Raw genomic sequence first — 19,663 nt, forward strand, 5'->3', positions numbered from 1 at the left:
ATAAGGCGCATAGTAACGCATTGGTTCGCTTATCTAATCCACCCCATCTCTTTAGATAAAAACCACAAAAATAACCGAGTTAATAAAATTAAAAACCACAAAAATAATAAAAAGCAGTTATTGAAACCAACATTATCACTTGCATCTTGATAACAACCTTGTCATAAATACGCACTGGATATTATTGTAAGGATGCAAAATGAGTAAGTTGTACGTAGGCTCAGAAGTAGGCCAGTTAAGACGTGTATTGTTAGCTCGACCAGAACGAGCACTAACCCACCTTACCCCTTCAAACTGCCATGAGCTACTGTTTGACGATGTTCTTGCTGTCGAAGCTGCAGGTGAAGAACATGATCAGTTTGCACAAACGCTGACAAATCAAGGTGTCGAAGTTCTGCTTCTTCACGATCTATTAGTCGAAACTTTGGCTGTAAAAGAAGCTAAAGAGTGGCTGCTTGATACGCAAATTTCTGATTTCCGTTATGGTCCGACATTCGCTCGTGATCTTCGCCATTATCTGTCTGATATGGATAATGAGCACCTAGCAACTGTGTTACTCGGCGGTTTAGCATATTCGGAATTACCAATCCAATCCTCTTCGATGCTACCAAGAATGCATCGACCGCTAGACTTTGTGATTGAACCTCTGCCCAATCATCTTTTCACCCGAGACACTTCATGTTGGGTCTACGGCGGTGTGTCACTCAATCCTATGATGAAACCCGCTCGTCAGCGTGAAACCAACCACTTACGTGCCATTTATCGCTGGCACCCAGTCTTTGCAGGGCAAGACTTCATCAAATACTTTGGTGATGAAGATCTACACTATGACAATGCCAATATCGAAGGTGGAGACGTACTGGTTATCGGTAAAGGTGCAGTCCTAGTGGGAATGTCTGAGCGTACTACAGCGCAAGGTGTAGAAAACCTCGCAGCCAACCTGTTCAAAAACGGTCAGGCGAAAGAAGTTATTGCCATTGACCTGCCCAAGCACCGTTCATGCATGCACTTAGATACCGTCATGACGCACATGGATGTGGACACTTTCTCGGTTTATCCAGAGATCATGCGTAAAGATTTGGATACTTGGCGTCTGACGCCGAAAGGTGACAATGAGATGAAGGTAGAACAGGTACCTAGCTATACGCATGCTATCGAAGAAGCGCTGGGGGTTGATTACCTAAAGATCATCACAACTGGCGGTGACAACTACGAAGCTGAGCGAGAGCAGTGGAACGATGCGAATAACGTCTTGACGGTTAAGCCTGGCGTGGTTATCGGTTATGAGCGTAACGTTTACACCAACGAGAAGTACGACAAAGCAGGTATCGAAGTCCTGACCATTCCGGGTAATGAACTTGGCCGCGGTCGCGGTGGTGCTCGTTGTATGAGCTGTCCGATTGAGCGTGACGATATTTAGAGCCGAGAGAAACTAAAAAGGGTTGATGTCAAAACATCAACCCTTTTATTGTTTAAGCAGTTACTGCGTTAATGACTCTTCCAGCGCTCTCAAACAGAGTGCAACATTTTCAGCTCGGGCACCGTAGCCCATAATACCGATACGCCATGCCTTACCCGCTAATGCCCCCAAACCTGCACCAATTTCGAGATTGTAGTTTTCCAGTAAATGGTTGCGAACCCCTGCATCATCGACGCCTTGAGGAATGTAGACCGCATTGAGCTGAGGCAAACGTGATTCTGCTGCCACAACGAACTCAAAACCTAACTTTTCGAGGCCCAACTTCAGCTTTTCATGCATATCACTATGACGCTGCCAAGCATTCTCTAATCCTTCATTCTTAAGGATTAATAGAGATTCATGCAGCGCATACAGGCTATTTACTGGCGCTGTATGATGGTAACTACGCTTGCCTTCCCCACTCCAATAGCCCAGCACTAAACTCTGATCTAAGAACCAACTCTGGACAGGAGTTTTACGTGCCTGAATCTTTTCAATGGCAAGAGGAGAAAAGGTCACTGGTGATAAGCCAGGGACACAAGATAGACATTTCTGGCTGCCTGAATACACCGCATCTAGCTGCCATTCATCAACTTTCAGTGGTACACCACCTAAAGAAGTCACGGCATCAACTATTGTTAGCACACCGTGCGCTTTTGCAAGTTTACCTAGTGCTTCAGCATCGCTGCATGCGCCTGTCGATGTTTCTGCGTGAACGAATGACAGGATCTTCGCATCTGGATTCTCTTTCAGTGCTTGCTCAACTTTATCGACCGAGACAGGAGTGCCCCACTCATCATCAACCACCACAGCAACACCGCCCGCTCGAACTACATTTTCGCGCATACGCTCGCCAAATACGCCATTGCGACAAACGATTACCTTCTCACCCGGTTCAATCAGGTTAACAAAACAGGTTTCCATACCTGCACTGCCCGGTGCAGAAACCGCAATAGTGAATTCATTTTCAGTCTGAAAGGCGTACTTAAGTAGCTGTTTTAACTCATCCATCATCTTGATAAATAGCGGGTCAAGGTGGCCCACTGTTGGACGACTCAAAGCCTGTAGAACTTGAGGAGAAATATCCGAAGGGCCTGGGCCCATAAGAATACGATGAGGGGGGATAAAGCTTTGAATAGTCATTGTTCGCTCCTTGAAACTGATCTGCTCTTTATTGATTTGTCTTTACATTAAAACAAATCACTACATGCGGCAATTGACCATAAGAGCTCAGGTCAAACCACTGTCACAAGTTTGTTAATTCACAAGGGGAAGAAAGAACCAACTTCCCATTGACAAAGGTCACATAAAAACGTTCAATGCAGAATATATGGTGAATTTTTATGCCGCCATATACATGCATTTTGCAGAAGAGGAGCACTACCCAGGTAGGTGTTTTGTGGAGCCACAACTCCGATACAAATCACTGAGGGGGAGTAGTGCCGAGGTAGATCAACGTTGTGGTTTTGATCTGTCGGTTGACTTGGGTTGACTCCCATCAACTGTCATCAGCTCCGTCTGATGAAGAGCTTCTGAGGTAAACCTTACACAATAAAACCTCTCAATACGCTCATTCTCTCTTCAAGCAAGGATTACTAATTTACTTTCAGGAAGTTGTGGGAGAAATGCCGTGGGCAATTTTAACGTTGCTAAATTTGGTGGAACCAGTGTCGCTAACTTTGAAGCCATGAGTCGCTGTGCTGCGATCATTGAGCAAAACCCAAACACAAAGTTAGTCGTCAGCAGTGCCTGTTCAGGCGTGACAAACTTATTAGTCGAACTCGCGAATGGAGTTCAAGATCAGACAGAGCGCAGTGCGATTCTAACCAAACTCGCCAGTATTCATGATGCGGTACTCAATCAACTAGAAGATGCAACTCAAGCAGCCAGCGAGGTCTACTCTATTCTAGATACCGTCACAAGTTTGGCAGAAGCTGCTTCGATTCAGTCAAGTACTAAGCTGACGGATCACCTTGTCGCCTGTGGTGAACTGATGTCTACACACCTGTTGGCCCAGTTAATGAGGGAACGTGGTATCAATGCGGTACGCTTTGATATTCGTGACGTACTACGCACAGATGATAATTTTGGTAAAGCAGAACCGGAACTGGCCACTATTCGTCAACAAGCGCAAGCATTGCTTATCCCGTTATGCCAACAACAGGTTGTGGTAACTCAAGGCTTTATCGGTGCCGATGCAGATGGCAATACCACGACACTCGGTCGAGGTGGCAGCGATTACAGTGCCGCACTTATTGCCGAAGCGGTTGAAGCGCAGGGGCTGGAGATTTGGACCGATGTACCGGGCATTTATACCACTGACCCACGTATTGCCCCAAAAGCATCACCTATCTCTGAGATCAGCTTCAGTGAAGCCTCTGAAATGGCCAATTTTGGCGCCAAGATCCTTCACCCTTCGACGCTAATTCCTGCTCTTCGCCATGATATTCCAGTCTTTGTCGGTTCATCAAAGCAACCCGAAAAAGGCGGCACGTGGATTCGCCATCAAGTCGAGAGCTCACCTCTCTTCCGTGCTCTGGCTTTACGATGTAACCAGACCATGGTGACGCTGCGCAGCGCGCAGATGTTCCATGCTTACGGCTTCCTGGCCAAAGTATTTGAAATTCTGGCGAAGCACAAGATTTCGGTAGATTTGATTACCACTTCAGAGATCAGTGTCAGTCTAACGCTTGACCAAACCGACACATCTGGTGGTGCTCCTCAGTTACCTGAAGCTGCACGTCTTGAGCTGGAAGAGCTGTGTACGGTTGAAGTAGAACATAACCTGTGTCTGGTCGCGCTGATTGGCAACAATATGAGTGAGAGCAAAGGTTATGCAAAACAAGTATTTGGAACATTAGAAGAGTTTAACATGAGAATGATCTGCTATGGCGCAAGCCCTCACAACCTGTGTTTCTTAGTTGATGAGTCAGACGCAAAGCTAGCGATTCAGAAGCTGCACACTGAATTGTTTGAGAAGTAATAATAGAGCAGAGAACAAAAAAGGGTTGGCGCTAAAACGCCAACCCTTTCAATTTGTATCAGTGGTAAAACCGAGAATGTTACTCACCCGCCACTTTCATCGACTCAATCAGAATCGAACCCGTCTGGATTTGTGAGCGGGTTTCAACATCATTACCAACCGCGACAATCTGATTAAACATATCTTTCAGGTTGCTGGCGATTGTCACTTCAGAAACAGGATATTGGATTTGACCATTCTCTACCCAGAAGCCTGCCGCTCCTCGTGAGTAATCACCGGTGACGATATTCACGCCCTGCCCCATCACTTCGGTGACAAGGAAGCCCGTTCCCAGTTCTTTAAGCATCTGCTCAAAGTCTTGCCCCGTCGATTGAACGAACCAGTTATGAATACCACCAGCGTGACCCGTTGGCGCCATATCCATTTTACGCGCGGCATAGCTGGTTAATAGGTATGTCGCGAGCACACCGTCGGTAATGATTTCACGATCTTGGGTTGTAACACCTTCGCTATCAAATGGGCTCGACGCTAAACCGCGTAGAACATGAGGTTTTTCAGAAATATTAAACCAGTCTGGCAGTACCTGCTGACCGAGATGATCAAGTAAGAATGACGACTTGCGATACAGGTTACCGCCACTGATTGCCATCACCAGGTGTCCAAGTAAACCCGTTGCTACATCGGCTGCGAACATCACAGGGTATTTGCCTGTCTTGAGCTTTTGCGCATCAAGACGACTGATGGTTTTCTCCGCCGCTTTCAAGCCGACTGACTCAGGTGTCCAAAGGTCATCTTTATGGCGTGCTACTGTATAGCTGTAGTCACGCTCCATTACGCCACTTTCACCCTGCCCAATAACACAACAGCTGGTACTGTGTCGGCTGGAGGCATAGCTAGCAAGCAAACCGTGGCTGTTGCCATAGACCTTCAAGCCATAGTGGCTGTCGTAGCTGGCGCCATCGCTTTGTTTGATTTTGTCACTGAAGGATAACGCTTTTTGCTCAGCAGCAATCGCAATCTCTGCAGCATGATCGGGGTCAGGCGTATCAGGGTGAAACAAGTCAAGATCTGGAATATCTTGCACCATCAACTCTTTAGGAGCAGGGCCTGCGCATGGGTCTTCAGAAGTGTAGTGAGCAATATCCAATGCAGCCATCACCGTTTGTTGAATGGCTTTTTCACTGAGATCGGAGGTAGACGCACTGCCTTTGCGCTGACCTCGGTAAACGGTAATGCCTAGCGCGCCATCGCTGTTAAATTCAACATTTTCGACTTCGCACATACGTGTCGATACACTCAGGCCTGTCGTCTTGGTGATCGCGACTTCAGCGCCATCAGATTTTTCCGCGGCCATTTCCAGTGCTTTCGCAACGGCGGCCTCAAGCTCAACACGTTGCTGAGCGACTTGCTGTCTTACGTCCATATCTTCTTCATGCTTAAGGTCTGATATGCCTAGAATAACAAGAATTTCGCTTTCTCCCCATGATTCTTGTTAAAATAGAGAAATAGATGTTCAAATTAAGGCAGAAAGATGGCCAGAAAAAATCAAAAAGCGCCATGGGAAGAAGAAGAGGAAATCATTTGGGTAAGTAAAACCGAAATGAAACGTGACATGGAAGAGTTACAAAAACTGGGTGAGGAACTCGCCAGTCTTAAACCTTCGGTGTTAGAAAAATTCCCGTTAAGTGAAGATCTTGCAGAAGCAATTAAAGACGCACAACGCTTTAAAAATGAAGCGCGTCGTCGTCAGTTGCAATATATTGGCAAGCTGATGCGCTTCGAAGATCCAGAGCCGCTTCAAGCTGCGCTGGACAAGGTACGTAATAAACACTCACAAGCAACCGCTGCACTACACAAGCTAGAACAGTTGCGTGACCGAATCGTTGAACAAGGCGATGAGGCGATTGCAGACGTGATGGAGCTATACCCACAAGCGGATCGCCAGCGTTTACGTCAGTTAGCTCGTCAGGCAGCGAAAGAAAAGAAAGCCGGTAAACCTGCTAAAGCATTTCGCGAAATCTTCCAAGTGCTAAAAGAGCTTAACGACGAAGAACTTTAAGAACCAGCCTTAGAGTAAAAGAAAAATGGCCTCAGACACGTTGACTGAGGCCATTTCAACAATTTTTAGCTCGGTTAGACTTTGATACCTGCTTGCTGATTGAGCATGGCAACTTCCTTATCTAGCGACTCCAGCTTGTCTTTCATCTGCTCTCGGCACAGCGTCGCAAGCTCACGGATATTTTCTTTTCCATAACTTTCAGTACTAATTGGCGGTAACATCTCAACAATGACATGCCCGTTGTTCCAACGATTGAGCTTCAATCCATCCGTCGAACTACACACAATCGGAATAATCGGAAGTTTAGCGCCAATCGCAGCATGGAAAGCCCCAGTTTTAAAAGGCAGTAAACCACGTCCACGTGAGCGCGTTCCTTCAGGAAACATCCAGACTGATACGTCACTTTGATTCATACTATCCACAACTTGATCAATCGTCCCTTTCGCTTTAGAGCGGTTAGCACGATCAATCAGAATGTTACCTGTCAGCCAGTAAAGCTGACCAAACAGGGGCATCCACGCTAAGCTCTTTTTACCTACCGTGACGACTTTTGGCGTCACTGCAGAAGAAACGGTAAACAAATCCCAATTGTTCTGGTGGTTAGCAATATAAATATGCTGTCCGCGTTTGTATGCGTCTTCAGGTAAACGCAACTCAAGTGTAATGCCGAAAACACGCGACATCTTGCCGAACAAGCGTCCAAAGGTGAAGACATGTTTCGGGTTACGTGGGCTCAATAAACAGTAGCCACAACCGAACACAAACATCACAATTGCAAAAATCGCGACAGCGAATACACGTAGTAGTGCAATCATTGGTTGTTCTCCAAGAACAAAATAGTCATTAAAATTTGCCCATGACTCTAACTTATCTAGCACCCATAAAAAAGCCGAAACTCTCGTTTCGGCTTACAAATGTTAGCTGAGGTTAGTGAGAGTCACGAAAACGCTCTATATTGGCCCCAAGAGCCGACAATTTATCTTCAATTTTATCGTAGCCACGATCGATGTGATAAATACGATCAACAATCGTCTCACCGTTTGCAATACAGCCTGCGATCACCAAGCTCGCAGAAGCACGTAAGTCAGTAGCCATCACCTGCGCGCCGCTGAGTTCTTCGACATCACCACAAATCACAGTGTTGCCTTCAATTTCAGCTTTAGCGCCCATACGCATTAATTCAGGTACATGCATAAAGCGATTTTCAAAAATGGTCTCGGTAATAACACCGCCACCTTTGGCCATCAAGTTAAGCAGAGTGAACTGAGCCTGCATATCCGTAGGAAAGCCTGGGTGTGGCGCCGTGCGCACAGTCACCGCTTTCAGCTCGCGATCTGTCATGTCAACGGAAATCCAGTCTTCGCCTGTCTCAACTTTCGCACCAGCTTCTTCCAGCTTAGCCAACACAGCTTCAAGGAGTTGAGCCTTAGTATTTCGACACACAACTTTACCGCCAGAAACAGCAGCAGCAACAAGGAAAGTGCCCGTCTCAATGCGATCAGCCACAACAGCGTGTTGACCACCACCAAGGCGTTCAACCCCTTCAATAGTAATCGTATCGGTACCGGCACCAGAAATCTTAGCACCAAGCTTATTCAGGAATTCCGCCGTATCGACAATTTCAGGCTCACGGGCTGCATTGTCGAGCACCGTCGTCCCTTCAGCCAAGGTAGCCGCACACATGATCGTAATAGTGGCACCAACACTCACCTTATCCATAACGATATGCGCACCTTTTAGGCGACCATCAACATTGGCTTTCACATAACCGTCTTCTAGCGTGATCGTAGCGCCCAACTGCTCTAGGCCATGAATGTGCAGATCAACAGGGCGAGCTCCAATCGCACAACCACCAGGTAAAGAAACCTGACCTTGACCAAAACGTGCGACGAGAGGACCAAGAGCCCAGATAGATGCTCGCATTGTTTTCACCAAATCATATGGTGCGCAGTATTCATTGATACTGCTTGGGTCGACATGCACAGAACCATTGCGCTCTACTTTAGCCCCTAAACGCTTCAATAATTCCATCGTGGTGTCGATGTCACGCAAGTGAGGAACATTCGCCACTTCGACGGGCTCTTCCGCGAGGATTGATGCAAAAAGAATAGGCAGTGCTGCATTTTTAGCACCAGAGATCGTGACTTCGCCAACCAGAGGTTGCTTAGACCCTTTTACTCGAAACTTATCCATCATTAACCCTTACAGTGACATCAACTTCTTATCACGCGCCCACTCTTCTGGTGAGTAAGCTTTGATAGAAACGGCATGAATGTCATTTCTTTGGATATATTCCATCAATGGAGCGTAAATCAGTTGTTGCTTCTTAACGCGGCTCATTCCTTCGAAACTAGCATCAACAGCGACCACTTCATAATGGCTGCCTTCACCTTTAACATGTATTTCTTCCAGGTTAAGTGCTTGTTCTAAAATCTGTTGTACTTTTGCGCTATCCACAATTCACCCCTGTTTAATTCTTTAAATGCCCGTCGATCAACTCTTCGACGTTACTCAACTGAAATAAAGTTAACAGTTGTTTCGGCACGAAGCTGAGCATTATATGACAGTTTTGCTTTTTTGCATGCTCTAATAGATGAATTAGCATCACCATACCCGCAGAATCGACTCTTTCGACCTTCTCTAAGCTCACTTCAACGTTAGAGCTATTAGGCTTCCAGTTATACAGAGAGCGCCATAAGAGAGGGACCGAGTCTCTATCCAGTACACCAGAAATTTGAAACTGGTCATCAGACAGACTTAGCCATTGCGAGGGAATCATTGTGATTTACTCTCAAAACGGATCGGCTGTGCGGCAAGGTCTTCGAGGTCTTTCGCGACAGCGAGAATGCCTTCCTGACGTAACTTGCTACTCCACTCAGATTGCTTACTTGATAATAAGCTGATGCCCTCTGCAATCATATCAAACGCCTTCCATTCACCACTCTTTTTGTCCTTGCGAAGTTTGAACTCAAGCTTGATGTTTGGGCGGGGTGAGTCAATGATGTCAACTTTAACGCCAATAATACTTTTCTTAGAGCTAACGTTAGGCTCAGGGCCAAACTCAATTTCTTGATTAGTGTATTGTGTCAACACTTGAGCATATGAACTCACCAGATAAGCGCGAAACGCCTCGATAAACTGACCGACATCCTCACGCTTTGCTCCTTTGAGAATAGGGCCTAATAACTTAAGTGCGGCATACTTTTCATTGACGTATGGCATCAACTCTTCTTCGACGATGACCTTGAGATAATCAGGGTTTTGATGGATTTGATCTTGCTCCGCCTTCAATCTCGCAAAGGCCTGCTCAGAGACCTGTTTCATCATCTGGTAAGGTTGAGTTTTATCTATTTGAGCCGCAGAAACGGTAAACGACAAAGCAAACGCCACCAGAGTGAGTACTAACTTTTTCAACATAATTATTCCTCTTCCTTAGCCGAATCAGAACCACCAACGCTGTACAGCACCTGACCGATTAAATCTTCCAATACTAAAGCTGATTTGGTGTCTTCAATATAGTCACCCTCTACCAACATTTGCTCGTCATCAAAAACAAAGCCCGGCGTCAAACCAATGTATTGCTCACCAATCAAACCTGAAGTGAGAATCTTAACGCTGGAGGTTTCGGGAAATTGGTCATATTGACTGCTGATGGCCATAGTGACAACAGGCAGCAAGTTTTCAGTATTCAAACCAATATTCGTCACACGTCCAACCACAACCCCACCGACCTTAACCGGTGAGCGAACTTTGAGGCTGCCGATGTTATCGAACTCTGCTTTCAGTGAGTAAGTATCATTTGAGCCTAACCCCTTTACGTCAGCGACTTGAAAAATCATCACCAAAATTGCGCAAATTCCAGCAAGGACAAAGCTGCCTACCAATAATTCAGTTTTTCTTGTTTGTTGCATACTTAGTTCCCAAACATCAATGCAGTCAGTACAAAGTCTAAGCCAAGTACCGCCAATGAAGAGTGTACGACGGTGCGTGTCGTTGCTCGGCTTATGCCTTCCGAAGTAGGAATAGCATCGTAGCCGTTAAACAGCGCAATCCATGTTACGGTTACAGCAAACACTAGGCTTTTAATCATGCTGTTACCAATATCCTGTCCTAGTTCAACAGACGCCTGCATAGCCGACCAGAAGCTACCATGATCTATCCCTTTCCAATCAACCCCAACCAACTGTCCACCCCAGATGCCAACCGCCATGAAAATCATTGCTAGCATAGGCATTGAAATCACCCCAGCCCAGAAGCGTGGAGCAATCACTCTTTTAAGTGGATCGACAGCCATCATTTCCATGCTAGATAGTTGTTCGGTCGCTTTCATTAGGCCAATTTCAGCCGTCAACGCAGAACCTGCACGGCCTGCAAACAGCAGCGCAGTCACTACAGGGCCTAATTCACGTAAGAGCGATAGAGCGACCATCTGCCCTAATGCCCCTTCCGCACCAAAATCGACAAGAATGACATAACCTTGCAGGCTCAATACCATGCCGATAAACAAACCGGATAGAACAATAATAATAAGAGACTGGACACCAACGCTGTATAGTTGCTTCACTAACAGCGGCAGATGCTGTATTGGACGAGGACGTGATACTAAAGCGCCAAACAGCATTAAACTGGCACGACCAAAAGACTCGCAGACCCCCATAGCTCTGCGCCCCGTCGATGCGACAAAATTCGCGAAGTCAGACAACATCAGAATAGCTCCTTCGCAATAGGTTGAGCAGGATAACGGAACGGCACAGGGCCATCCGCCTCCCCTTTCAGAAACTGTTGGACTTGCGGATCGGGGTTATCATGCAATTCTTGTGGCGTTCCTTTGGCAATAACTTTGCCATTCGCCAGAATGTAGACCCAATCTGCGATGCTCATGACCTCTGGTACATCGTGAGAGACCACAACGGAAGTCACGCCTAACGCTTGGTTCAGGTTTCGTATCAACTCCACCAAGACGCCCATGGTGATGGGATCTTGCCCGACAAAGGGCTCATCATACATGATGAGTTGTGGGTCGAGAGCAATCGCACGAGCCAGTGCCGCTCGACGAGCCATACCACCCGACAGTTCGCTAGGCATAAGCTGAGCAGCGCCACGCAACCCTACGGCCTCCAATTTCAGCAGTACGAGAGTGTGAATAAACTCTTCACTTAATTCGGTATGTTCACGTATTGGGAAAGCGATGTTGTCAAAAACGTTGAGATCTGTGAACAAAGCTCCAGATTGAAACAACATGCTCATCTTTTTACGCTCTTTGTACAATTTTTTTCGGCTGAGAGTTGGGATATTCTTACCATCAAACCACACTTCCCCTTTTTCAGGGTAAAGCTGACCTCCAATGAGGCGTAGCAGTGTCGTCTTACCTATACCAGAAGGTCCCATAATAGAGGTAACCTTCCCTTTAGGGACATGCAAGCTAACATCATCAAATATCTTCCTTTTCCCGCGGGAAAAAGTCAGATTTTTAACGGTAACGAGATCGAGTGAGGACATGATGAACCCTGACTTTAGCGCTTAGAATGGGCAATCATAAGCACATTGAGTAAAAATTAAAAGCACTGTTCAATTAATTATGATTGACATTTTTATAATCGATGCCTGTTTCATTGTAGTCATAAATAAACGCCTTCAATTTAAATGGTTAACAATTAATTGCTTCCCTTTTAGTACCTAAACCGTCAAAATTAACGGTTAAATTTGTCCCATTGAACACAAAATTAAGGATCATCATGATTGAGGCGATTGCGTTTCTCGTTGTTGGATTAGTCTTTCTGGTATGGAGTGCCGATAAGCTTGTTTTTGGTGCCGCAGCCCTAGCCCGCAATGTCGGAATATCCCCACTGGTGATCGGTATGACCATCCTTGCGATGGGATCTTCTGCGCCTGAGATGATGGTCTCTGCAACAGCTGCGCTAGACGGTAAAACCGATACCGCAGTGGGCAACGTTTTGGGTTCTAACATCGCTAACATCGCGCTGATTCTTGGTATCACAGCGATGATCAAACCTCTTTCAATCAGTTCAGCAGTACTTCGTCGAGAATTGCCATTAATGATTGGTGTGACGATTCTTGCCGGTGTTTTACTGTGGGACAGTCACTTAGGCTTCTACGAAGGTGTACTTCTATTCGTCTTATTCGCTGCCTTTATCCTGACCATGCTGCGCATCAGTAAAAAGGAAAAGAGTTCTGGCAGTTCCGATCCTCTACTTGAAGATCAAGAGTCCGAAGTGCCAGAAGGAGTGAGCAATCTTAAAGCAGGGTTATGGGTCATTGTCGGCTTGATAATCTTACCTATCGCGGCCGACACTTTAGTTAATAGCGCCGTGTATATCGCCCAATATTTCGGCATGAGCGACTTGGTCATAGGTCTAACGATTATTGCCGTAGGGACCAGCTTACCAGAGCTTGCGGCTTCACTGGCAGGTGTTATGAAAGGGGAAGACGATATGGCCGTCGGTAATATCATTGGCTCGAACGTATTCAATATTCTTGCTGTAATGGGCATCCCAGGTATTCTTAATCCTTCAATCCTTAGTGAATACGCCATGGGGCGTGATTTTTGGGTAATGTTAGGGGTCTCATTACTGTTGGTGGCGATGGCATTGGGTAAATCTCGCAGTATCAACCGAATAGAAGGTGCTGTATTATTCTGCTGCTTTATCGCTTATCAAGGATATCTAATCCTGAACATGACAGCTTAATTTAGTTTTTGCCTGCCGGAGTGTGACATGTTTGATTTTCGCTCTGCTGCTCTTGACGTATTAAAAACAGAAATCGAAGCCCTTGAGCAGCTTGATCAGTATTTTAATGAAGATTTCATCCAAGCCTGTGAACTTATACTTGCCAATAAAGAAGGCAAGGTTGCCGTCATGGGGATGGGTAAATCAGGGCATATTGGTAATAAGATTGCCGCATCGCTAGCCAGCACGGGCACGTCCGCCTTCTTCGTTCATCCCGGTGAAGCCGCTCACGGCGATCTGGGTATGATAAAATCGGGTGATATTGTGCTAGCGATCTCCAACTCCGGCGAATCGTCTGAAATTTTAGGGCTCTTTCCCGTTCTCAAGCGCCTTAACATCAAAATTATTAGCATGACAGGCAAGCCAGACTCCACGATGGCAAAACTGGCTGATTTCCATTTACAAATCACTGTTCCTAAAGAGGCTTGCCCACTAGGTTTGGCTCCAACAGCAAGCACCACGGCAACCTTGGTCATGGGTGATGCCTTGGCGGTCGCCCTTCTCCAAGCTCGTGGTTTCACGGCTGAAGATTTTGCACTATCACATCCAGGTGGTGCACTAGGTAGAAAGTTACTGCTAAAACTTTCTGATATCATGCATACCGGCGAGCAGCTCCCGTTGGTCACACCCGATACTGTGGTGCGAGAAGCACTACTTGAGATCAGCCAAAAAGGCCTTGGTATGACGGCTGTAGTTGATGACCACCAGCATCTCGTTGGCATCTTCACGGATGGTGACTTGCGACGTATTCTCGATAAGCGTATTGATATTCACAGCGCTCTGATTGGAGAAGTCATGACGACTCACCCAACTACTGCCAGCCCAAATATTCTTGCTGCCGAAGGCTTAAACCTAATGCAGCAAAAAAGCATTAACGGTTTGATCCTTTGTGAAAATGGCAAAGTGGTCGGCGCATTAAATATGCACGATTTATTAAAAGCAGGAGTGATGTGATGTCAAAATTGATTGAAACCCTGTATAAACCCGTGGAACAAAACACGCTTAACATTGCCAAACAGATTAAGCTGTTAATATGCGATGTCGATGGCGTATTCTCTGATGGCCTGATTTATATGGGCAATGATGGTGAAGAGTTGAAAACATTCCATACACGAGATGGATACGGTGTAAAATCGCTGATGAATGCGGGCATCAAAATCGCTATCATCACAGGCCGACAATCACGTATTGTTGAAAATCGTATGAAAGCTCTGGGAATCTCGCTGATTTACCAAGGGCAAGACGATAAAGTAAAAGCTTATCAGGACATTTGCAGACAATTAAATATTGCGCCAGAACACATCGGTTATATTGGTGATGATCTTATCGACTGGCCTGTGATGGAAAAAGTCGCTTTGAAAGTCTGCGTGGCTGATGGACACCCACTACTGGCTCAGCGTGCAAATTACGTCACGTCTATTCGTGGCGGACATGGTGCAGTCCGAGAAGTGTGTGATCTTATTTTACAAGCGCGCAATGAACTTGATGTCCACAAAGGTCTAAGTATATGAGTTTATCCCGTATCGGTTACCTGATACTGGCATTTGTGATCTGTTGGTCCACTTACTACTTGTTTGATAAAGGTAAAGAGTACGATATTCAGGTAGAACCGGATACCGAATTACCTATGTTTAGCGGTGAAGATCTAGTGAACACTTCTTATAACGAAGAAGGTATTCGCAGCTATGTCATTACATCCGTTAAGCTGGATCACTACGCAAAAAGCGGTAATACCTTTTTTGATCAACCGATTTTGAAAGTTTACAAAGAAGGCACAACCCAAGAATGGGAGGTCACGGCTGACCGAGGTATTCTTGGGCAAGATCATGTGCTGACATTATATGACAACGTATTGGCGAAAAACCTATTGCCGGATTCAGGCTTTGACACCATGTCAACAGATGTACTCGGTATTCAGTTGGATAATCGCGATTTTTGGGCAGATAACCAAGTCACTTTGGTCGGCCCTCAGTTTGAAACAGTAGGTCAGGCGATGAAAGGCAACTTTGCTGAAAACAACGCCATCCTCTACAAACACGTACAAGGTAGATATGAAACTCTCACACCTTAGTCTAATTTCTTGTTTGCTGATTTCTGGGCATGCGCTCGCGTTGTCTACCGATCAGGATCAACCTGTCTACATAGACTCAGACAGCCAACAACTTGATATGCAAAGCAATCAAGTGACCTTTCTTGGTGATGTAAAACTTAAGCAAGGCAGTATCAATATTAATGCCGATAAAGTCATCGTTACCCGCGATCCAAAAGACGGGTCTATTCAAGAAATTGAAGGATATGGTGACTTAGCCACCTTCTCTCAACTAACTGATGATGGCAAAACCCTTTACGGTGAAGCGAAAGAACTGTATTACGTGATGGTTGATGATCAACTCACTATGATCGATGAAGCCATGCTGTCTCAAGACGACAGTGTGATTCGTGGTACTAAAATCCGCTACAAAATCTCTTCACAAAAGCTAATTGCTGATGGTAAAGAGAAAGGCGATCGCGTCTCAACCGTTCTTCAGCCACAAGCAGTACAAGAATAATTATGGCAAAACTCAAAGCAGAGCATTTAGCAAAAACCTACGGAAACCGTAAGGTCGTGACAGACGTCAGTCTTGAAGTTACTTCAGGGCAAATCGTCGGATTGCTCGGTCCGAACGGAGCTGGTAAAACCACCTCTTTCTACATGATTGTGGGTTTGGTCGCTCGCGATGAAGGCTCAATTACTATCGATGGCGAAGACATCAGTATTCTGCCGATGCATAGTCGCTCACGTATGGGGATTGGCTACCTTCCTCAGGAAGCGTCCATCTTTCGCAAGCTGTCGGTGGAACATAATATCATGGCGGTACTAGAGACCCGTGAAGAACTCACCCGTGAGCAACGCCAAGATAAGTTAGAAGACTTATTGGAAGAATTCCACATTCAGCACATTCGCCACAGTGCTGGTATGGCACTATCAGGGGGGGAACGCCGTCGTGTTGAGATCGCTCGCGCTTTGGCTGCAAACCCTCAATTTATCTTACTGGATGAACCTTTCGCTGGTGTCGACCCAATATCGGTCATTGATATCAAAAAGATTATTGAACATCTGCGCGATCGTGGGCTTGGGGTTCTCATTACCGACCACAACGTCCGCGAAACATTAGACGTATGTGAAAAAGCGTACATTGTCAGTCAGGGGCATCTGATTGCAGAGGGCACACCAGAACAAGTGCTCAACAACGAACAGGTAAAACAAGTTTATCTCGGCGAACAATTCCGTCTATGATTAAAGTGAAGAACGGTAAGATTCTATAGCATCTAAGGCAAGTAATACTGAATGAAACCCTCATTACAACTCAAGCTAGGACAGCAGTTAGCGATGACGCCACAGCTACAGCAAGCAATTCGTTTGTTGCAGTTGTCAACGTTAGATCTTCAACAAGAAATTCAGGAAGCCTTGGATTCTAACCCTCTGCTCGAAGTCGAAGAAGGCGGCGAAGAGCCTCAAAATGTTGAAGACAAGTCAGCGAGTGAGGACAAAGAGCCAAGTGTTGATGTTACCGAGCCAGAAGTCAAAGATAGCTCAGATTTGATTGAGAAATCTGAAATCAGTAATGAGCTGGAAATAGACACCACTTGGGAAGATGTCTACAGCGCCAATACGGGCAGTACCGGCATTGCTCTCGATGACGATACACCTGTTTATCAAGGTGAAACCACACAGTCACTGCATGACTACCTAACTTGGCAGTTAGACCTGACGCCTTTCAGTGAAACAGACCGTACTATTGCCATGGCGATCATCGATGCTGTGGATGACTACGGCTATCTAACGATTTCGACGGAAGACATCCTCGAAAGCTTTAATAACGAAGAGATAGAGCTGGAAGAAATTGAAGCGGTACGTAAACGTATTCAGCAGTTTGACCCACTCGGTGTCGCTTCAAATAATCTACAAGACTGTTTGCTCTTACAATTAGCCACCTTCCCTGAAGATACGCCTTGGTTGAAAGAAGCTAAGTTAGTACTTACCGACTATATTGATCAACTGGGCAATCGTGATTACAAGCTGATCATCAAAGAAGCTAAGCTTAAAGAAGCGGATCTCAAAGAAGCGCTTAAGTTAATCCAGCAGTTGGACCCTCGCCCAGGTAGCCGTATTGCAACAGAGCACGCAGAGTATGTCATTCCTGACGTTTCTGTATTTAAAGACCATGGTAAGTGGGTAGTCACTATCAACCCAGACTCAGTACCAAGGCTGAAAGTCAATCAACAATACGCAGCATTGGGTAAAGGTAACAGCTCAGACAGTCAATACATTCGCTCAAACTTGCAGGAAGCCAAGTGGCTGATTAAAAGCCTAGAAAGTAGAAATGAGACGTTACTCAAAGTTGCTAAGTGTATTGTTGAACATCAACGCGATTTCTTCGAGTATGGTGAAGAAGCAATGAAACCTATGGTGCTTAACGACGTCGCTTTAGATGTTGATATGCACGAATCGACAATTTCAAGGGTCACCACCCAAAAGTACATGCATACCCCTCGTGGTATTTTCGAACTAAAGTATTTCTTCTCCAGTCATGTCAGTACCGATAATGGCGGAGAATGTTCATCAACTGCAATTCGAGCACTGATTAAAAAGCTCGTTGCTGCCGAAAACAGTGCTAAGCCACTGAGTGACAGTAAGATTGCAGCTCTACTCGCTGACCAAGGGATTCAGGTCGCTAGACGAACAATAGCTAAGTACCGAGAATCACTAGGCATTGCCCCTTCGAGTCAGCGCAAACGCCTACTTTAGGCATCTAACCGAGAAGGAAAGTCTATGCAAATCAATATTAATGGCCACCACGTTGATCTCACCGATTCAATGCAAGACTACGTAAACGAAAAGTTTCAAAAGCTTGAGCGTTTCTTTGACCACATAAATAATGTTCATGTTGTTTTAAAAGTTGAAAAACTCCGTCAAATCGCAGAAGCTACCCTTCACGTTAACCAGGGCGAAATACACGCATCTGCGGATGAAGAAAGTATGTACGCTGCTATCGACTCTCTCGTTGACAAACTGGTCAGACAGCTCAACAAGCACAAAGAAAAATTAAATACGCACTAGATACCATGCAATTAAGCGAAATCCTTTCATTGGACTGCACAAAAAGTGCAGTCCAATGCACCAGTAAAAAACGCGCTCTGGAAATGATCAGTGAAATCGTTGCAGAGCAGACCGGTCAAAACTCTACCGAACTTTTTGAGTGCATGCTTAGCCGCGAAAAAATGGGCAGTACTGGCATCGGAAATGGAATAGCCATTCCCCATGCTCGTATGCAGTCCAGCGATAAAGCTGTTGCCGTTCTCATACAATGCGAATCTCCTGTCGAGTTTGACTCGATAGATAACCGTCCTGTCGATCTGCTCTTTGCTCTACTTGTTCCTGACGCGCAGTGTAAAGAGCACCTTAAAACCCTTTCAAGCATGGCTGAGCGATTAAACGACAAACAGGTTCTTAAGCAGTTACGTAAAGCTCAGTCTGATGAAGAGCTTTACGACATTATGGTGAACCAGTAATGCGTCTTATCGTCGTCAGCGGTCAATCCGGTGCGGGAAAAAGCGTTGCTCTTCGCGTACTTGAGGATTTAGGTTACTACTGCGTCGATAACCTACCGGTCAATTTGCTCGATAACTTCGTCAAATCAGTAAAAACCAGCAAGCAAAACGTAGCAGTCAGTATTGATATCCGTAATCTACCGACAGAGCCCAATTTAGTGACGGATGTTCTCACAAAGCTGAAGAAATCGTCAGACGTCAGCGTGCTGTTTCTAGATGCCAAAAAAGATACCTTACTCAAACGCTACAGCGAAACCAGACGAATTCATCCACTAACGCTCAGCAATGAAAATACGTCTTTAGAACAAGCGATTGAAAAAGAGCGTTGCATTCTTTCCCCTCTCAAAGAGCACGCGGACCTTATCATCGATAGCAGTAATCAATCTCTGCACGATCTAAGTGAAACAGTCCGTATGCGTATCGAAGGCCGAGAGCGCAAAGACTTGGTCATGGTGTTCCAGTCTTTTGGTTTCAAGTATGGTCTACCGAGTGACGCAGACTACGTATTTGACGTGCGCTTTTTGCCCAATCCACATTGGGAGCCAGCATTAAGGCCAATGACAGGATTGGATGCTCCAATTAAGTCCTTTCTTGAAAGCCATCAAGATGTGTTAGAGCTCAAACAACAGATCCAGAAGTTCATCGAGAACTGGCTTCCTCTACTAGAAAAGAATAACCGCAGCTATTTGACCGTTGCAATAGGCTGTACTGGAGGTAAACACCGCTCCGTTTATCTGACTCAACAAATTGGCGAATATTTCGCTCAAATGGGTCACCAAGTCCAAATTCGCCATGCCACACTAGAGAAGAACTATAAGGAATAA

General features: G+C 45.7%; 23 protein-coding genes and 1 riboswitch. Of the genes, 13 read left to right on the forward strand and 10 right to left on the reverse strand.

All coding sequences use genetic code 11. The features are described 5' to 3' along the window. Window positions 1-199 precede the first annotated feature (199 nt). Window positions 200-1,420, forward strand: a complete 1,221-nt coding sequence (gene arcA / locus CTT30_RS13675; protein WP_239838873.1) for an arginine deiminase — start codon at window positions 200-202, stop codon at window positions 1,418-1,420. Window positions 1,421-1,480: 60 nt separating this feature from the next. Here the strand turns inward: arcA and CTT30_RS13680 are convergent, their stop codons facing one another. Further along, window positions 1,481-2,602, reverse strand: coding sequence for a pyridoxal-phosphate-dependent aminotransferase family protein (locus tag CTT30_RS13680; RefSeq protein WP_252035424.1), 1,122 nt, complete (start codon window positions 2,600-2,602; stop codon window positions 1,481-1,483). A gap of 219 nt (window positions 2,603-2,821) precedes the next feature. Beyond that, a riboswitch (Lysine riboswitch) is annotated at window positions 2,822-2,999 on the forward strand. A 90-nt stretch (window positions 3,000-3,089) separates the two neighbouring features. Between CTT30_RS13680 and lysC the strand changes: the two genes are divergently transcribed. Next, window positions 3,090-4,442, forward strand: a complete 1,353-nt coding sequence (lysC, locus tag CTT30_RS13685; protein WP_252035425.1) for a lysine-sensitive aspartokinase 3 — start codon at window positions 3,090-3,092, stop codon at window positions 4,440-4,442. A gap of 79 nt (window positions 4,443-4,521) precedes the next feature. On the opposite strand, the gene pmbA is transcribed toward lysC, so the two are convergent. Next, window positions 4,522-5,865: a metalloprotease PmbA gene (pmbA, locus tag CTT30_RS13690; protein ID WP_252035426.1), complete on the reverse strand. Its 1,344-nt coding sequence runs from the start codon at window positions 5,863-5,865 to the stop codon at window positions 4,522-4,524. Between the two features lie 108 nt (window positions 5,866-5,973). Here pmbA and yjgA point away from each other — a divergent pair, with 108 nt between their 5' ends. After that, window positions 5,974-6,501, forward strand: a complete 528-nt coding sequence (gene yjgA, locus CTT30_RS13695) for a ribosome biogenesis factor YjgA (RefSeq protein WP_239871054.1) — start codon at window positions 5,974-5,976, stop codon at window positions 6,499-6,501. A 74-nt stretch (window positions 6,502-6,575) separates the two neighbouring features. Here the strand turns inward: yjgA and CTT30_RS13700 are convergent, their stop codons facing one another. The 8 genes from CTT30_RS13700 to mlaF all read right to left on the reverse strand — a co-directional run bounded on the left by CTT30_RS13700 (window position 6,576) and on the right by mlaF (window position 12,000). Then, a complete protein-coding gene (locus CTT30_RS13700) occupies window positions 6,576-7,316 on the reverse strand; it encodes a 1-acylglycerol-3-phosphate O-acyltransferase (RefSeq protein ID WP_239871057.1) in 741 nt (246 codons plus the stop codon). Window positions 7,317-7,428: 112 nt separating this feature from the next. Further along, complete coding sequence (gene murA / locus CTT30_RS13705; protein WP_252036651.1) at window positions 7,429-8,694, reverse strand: UDP-N-acetylglucosamine 1-carboxyvinyltransferase; 1,266 nt, start codon at window positions 8,692-8,694, stop codon at window positions 7,429-7,431. A gap of 9 nt (window positions 8,695-8,703) precedes the next feature. Next, complete coding sequence (gene ibaG / locus CTT30_RS13710; protein ID WP_239838867.1) at window positions 8,704-8,958, reverse strand: BolA family iron metabolism protein IbaG; 255 nt, start codon at window positions 8,956-8,958, stop codon at window positions 8,704-8,706. A 13-nt stretch (window positions 8,959-8,971) separates the two neighbouring features. Then, on the reverse strand, window positions 8,972-9,280 hold the full coding sequence (locus CTT30_RS13715; RefSeq protein WP_239871061.1) for an STAS domain-containing protein: 309 nt from the start codon (window positions 9,278-9,280) through the stop codon (window positions 8,972-8,974). Further along, on the reverse strand, window positions 9,277-9,918 hold the full coding sequence (gene mlaC, locus CTT30_RS13720) for a phospholipid-binding protein MlaC (RefSeq protein WP_252035427.1): 642 nt from the start codon (window positions 9,916-9,918) through the stop codon (window positions 9,277-9,279). Before mlaC ends, CTT30_RS13715 begins: the two co-directional genes overlap by 4 nt. Before the next feature lie 2 nt (window positions 9,919-9,920). Next, window positions 9,921-10,412: an outer membrane lipid asymmetry maintenance protein MlaD gene (gene mlaD, locus CTT30_RS13725; RefSeq protein WP_239871067.1), complete on the reverse strand. Its 492-nt coding sequence runs from the start codon at window positions 10,410-10,412 to the stop codon at window positions 9,921-9,923. A 2-nt stretch (window positions 10,413-10,414) separates the two neighbouring features. After that, window positions 10,415-11,206, reverse strand: a complete 792-nt coding sequence (gene mlaE, locus CTT30_RS13730; protein WP_239838863.1) for a lipid asymmetry maintenance ABC transporter permease subunit MlaE — start codon at window positions 11,204-11,206, stop codon at window positions 10,415-10,417. Next, window positions 11,206-12,000 carry a phospholipid ABC transporter ATP-binding protein MlaF gene (gene mlaF / locus CTT30_RS13735; protein ID WP_252035428.1) on the reverse strand — a complete coding sequence of 265 codons (795 nt, stop codon included), beginning with the start codon at window positions 11,998-12,000 and terminating at the stop codon, window positions 11,206-11,208. The genes mlaE and mlaF overlap by 1 nt, the downstream gene beginning before the upstream one ends. A 236-nt stretch (window positions 12,001-12,236) precedes the next feature. Between mlaF and CTT30_RS13740 the strand changes: the two genes are divergently transcribed. The 10 genes from CTT30_RS13740 to rapZ are packed head-to-tail and all read left to right on the forward strand — an operon-like array spanning window position 12,237 to window position 19,663. Then, window positions 12,237-13,208: a calcium/sodium antiporter gene (locus CTT30_RS13740; RefSeq protein WP_239838861.1), complete on the forward strand. Its 972-nt coding sequence runs from the start codon at window positions 12,237-12,239 to the stop codon at window positions 13,206-13,208. A 27-nt stretch (window positions 13,209-13,235) separates the two neighbouring features. Further along, window positions 13,236-14,201 (forward strand): KpsF/GutQ family sugar-phosphate isomerase, encoded by a 966-nt coding sequence (locus tag CTT30_RS13745; RefSeq protein WP_239871076.1) that lies wholly within the window; start codon window positions 13,236-13,238, stop codon window positions 14,199-14,201. After that, window positions 14,201-14,758 carry a 3-deoxy-manno-octulosonate-8-phosphatase KdsC gene (gene kdsC / locus CTT30_RS13750; protein ID WP_252035429.1) on the forward strand — a complete coding sequence of 186 codons (558 nt, stop codon included), beginning with the start codon at window positions 14,201-14,203 and terminating at the stop codon, window positions 14,756-14,758. The genes CTT30_RS13745 and kdsC overlap by 1 nt, the downstream gene beginning before the upstream one ends. Beyond that, complete coding sequence (gene lptC / locus CTT30_RS13755) at window positions 14,755-15,318, forward strand: LPS export ABC transporter periplasmic protein LptC (protein ID WP_252035430.1); 564 nt, start codon at window positions 14,755-14,757, stop codon at window positions 15,316-15,318. The genes kdsC and lptC overlap by 4 nt, the downstream gene beginning before the upstream one ends. Next, entirely contained in the window at window positions 15,299-15,796 is a 498-nt protein-coding gene (gene lptA / locus CTT30_RS13760) for a lipopolysaccharide transport periplasmic protein LptA (RefSeq protein WP_239838857.1), read from the forward strand. Before lptC ends, lptA begins: the two co-directional genes overlap by 20 nt. A 2-nt stretch (window positions 15,797-15,798) precedes the next feature. Beyond that, on the forward strand, window positions 15,799-16,524 hold the full coding sequence (lptB, locus tag CTT30_RS13765; RefSeq protein WP_239838856.1) for an LPS export ABC transporter ATP-binding protein: 726 nt from the start codon (window positions 15,799-15,801) through the stop codon (window positions 16,522-16,524). A gap of 51 nt (window positions 16,525-16,575) precedes the next feature. Further along, a complete protein-coding gene (locus tag CTT30_RS13770) occupies window positions 16,576-18,036 on the forward strand; it encodes an RNA polymerase factor sigma-54 (protein ID WP_239876505.1) in 1,461 nt (486 codons plus the stop codon). Window positions 18,037-18,060: 24 nt separating this feature from the next. Then, window positions 18,061-18,348, forward strand: coding sequence for a ribosome hibernation promoting factor (hpf, locus tag CTT30_RS13775; RefSeq protein WP_006963171.1), 288 nt, complete (start codon window positions 18,061-18,063; stop codon window positions 18,346-18,348). 5 nt (window positions 18,349-18,353) lie between these two features. Beyond that, window positions 18,354-18,800: a PTS IIA-like nitrogen regulatory protein PtsN gene (ptsN, locus tag CTT30_RS13780; protein ID WP_239838853.1), complete on the forward strand. Its 447-nt coding sequence runs from the start codon at window positions 18,354-18,356 to the stop codon at window positions 18,798-18,800. Beyond that, on the forward strand, window positions 18,800-19,663 hold the full coding sequence (rapZ, locus tag CTT30_RS13785) for an RNase adapter RapZ (RefSeq protein ID WP_239838852.1): 864 nt from the start codon (window positions 18,800-18,802) through the stop codon (window positions 19,661-19,663). Before ptsN ends, rapZ begins: the two co-directional genes overlap by 1 nt.

Source organism: Vibrio coralliilyticus, assembly GCF_024449095.1.
Classification (GTDB): domain Bacteria; phylum Pseudomonadota; class Gammaproteobacteria; order Enterobacterales; family Vibrionaceae; genus Vibrio; species Vibrio coralliilyticus_A.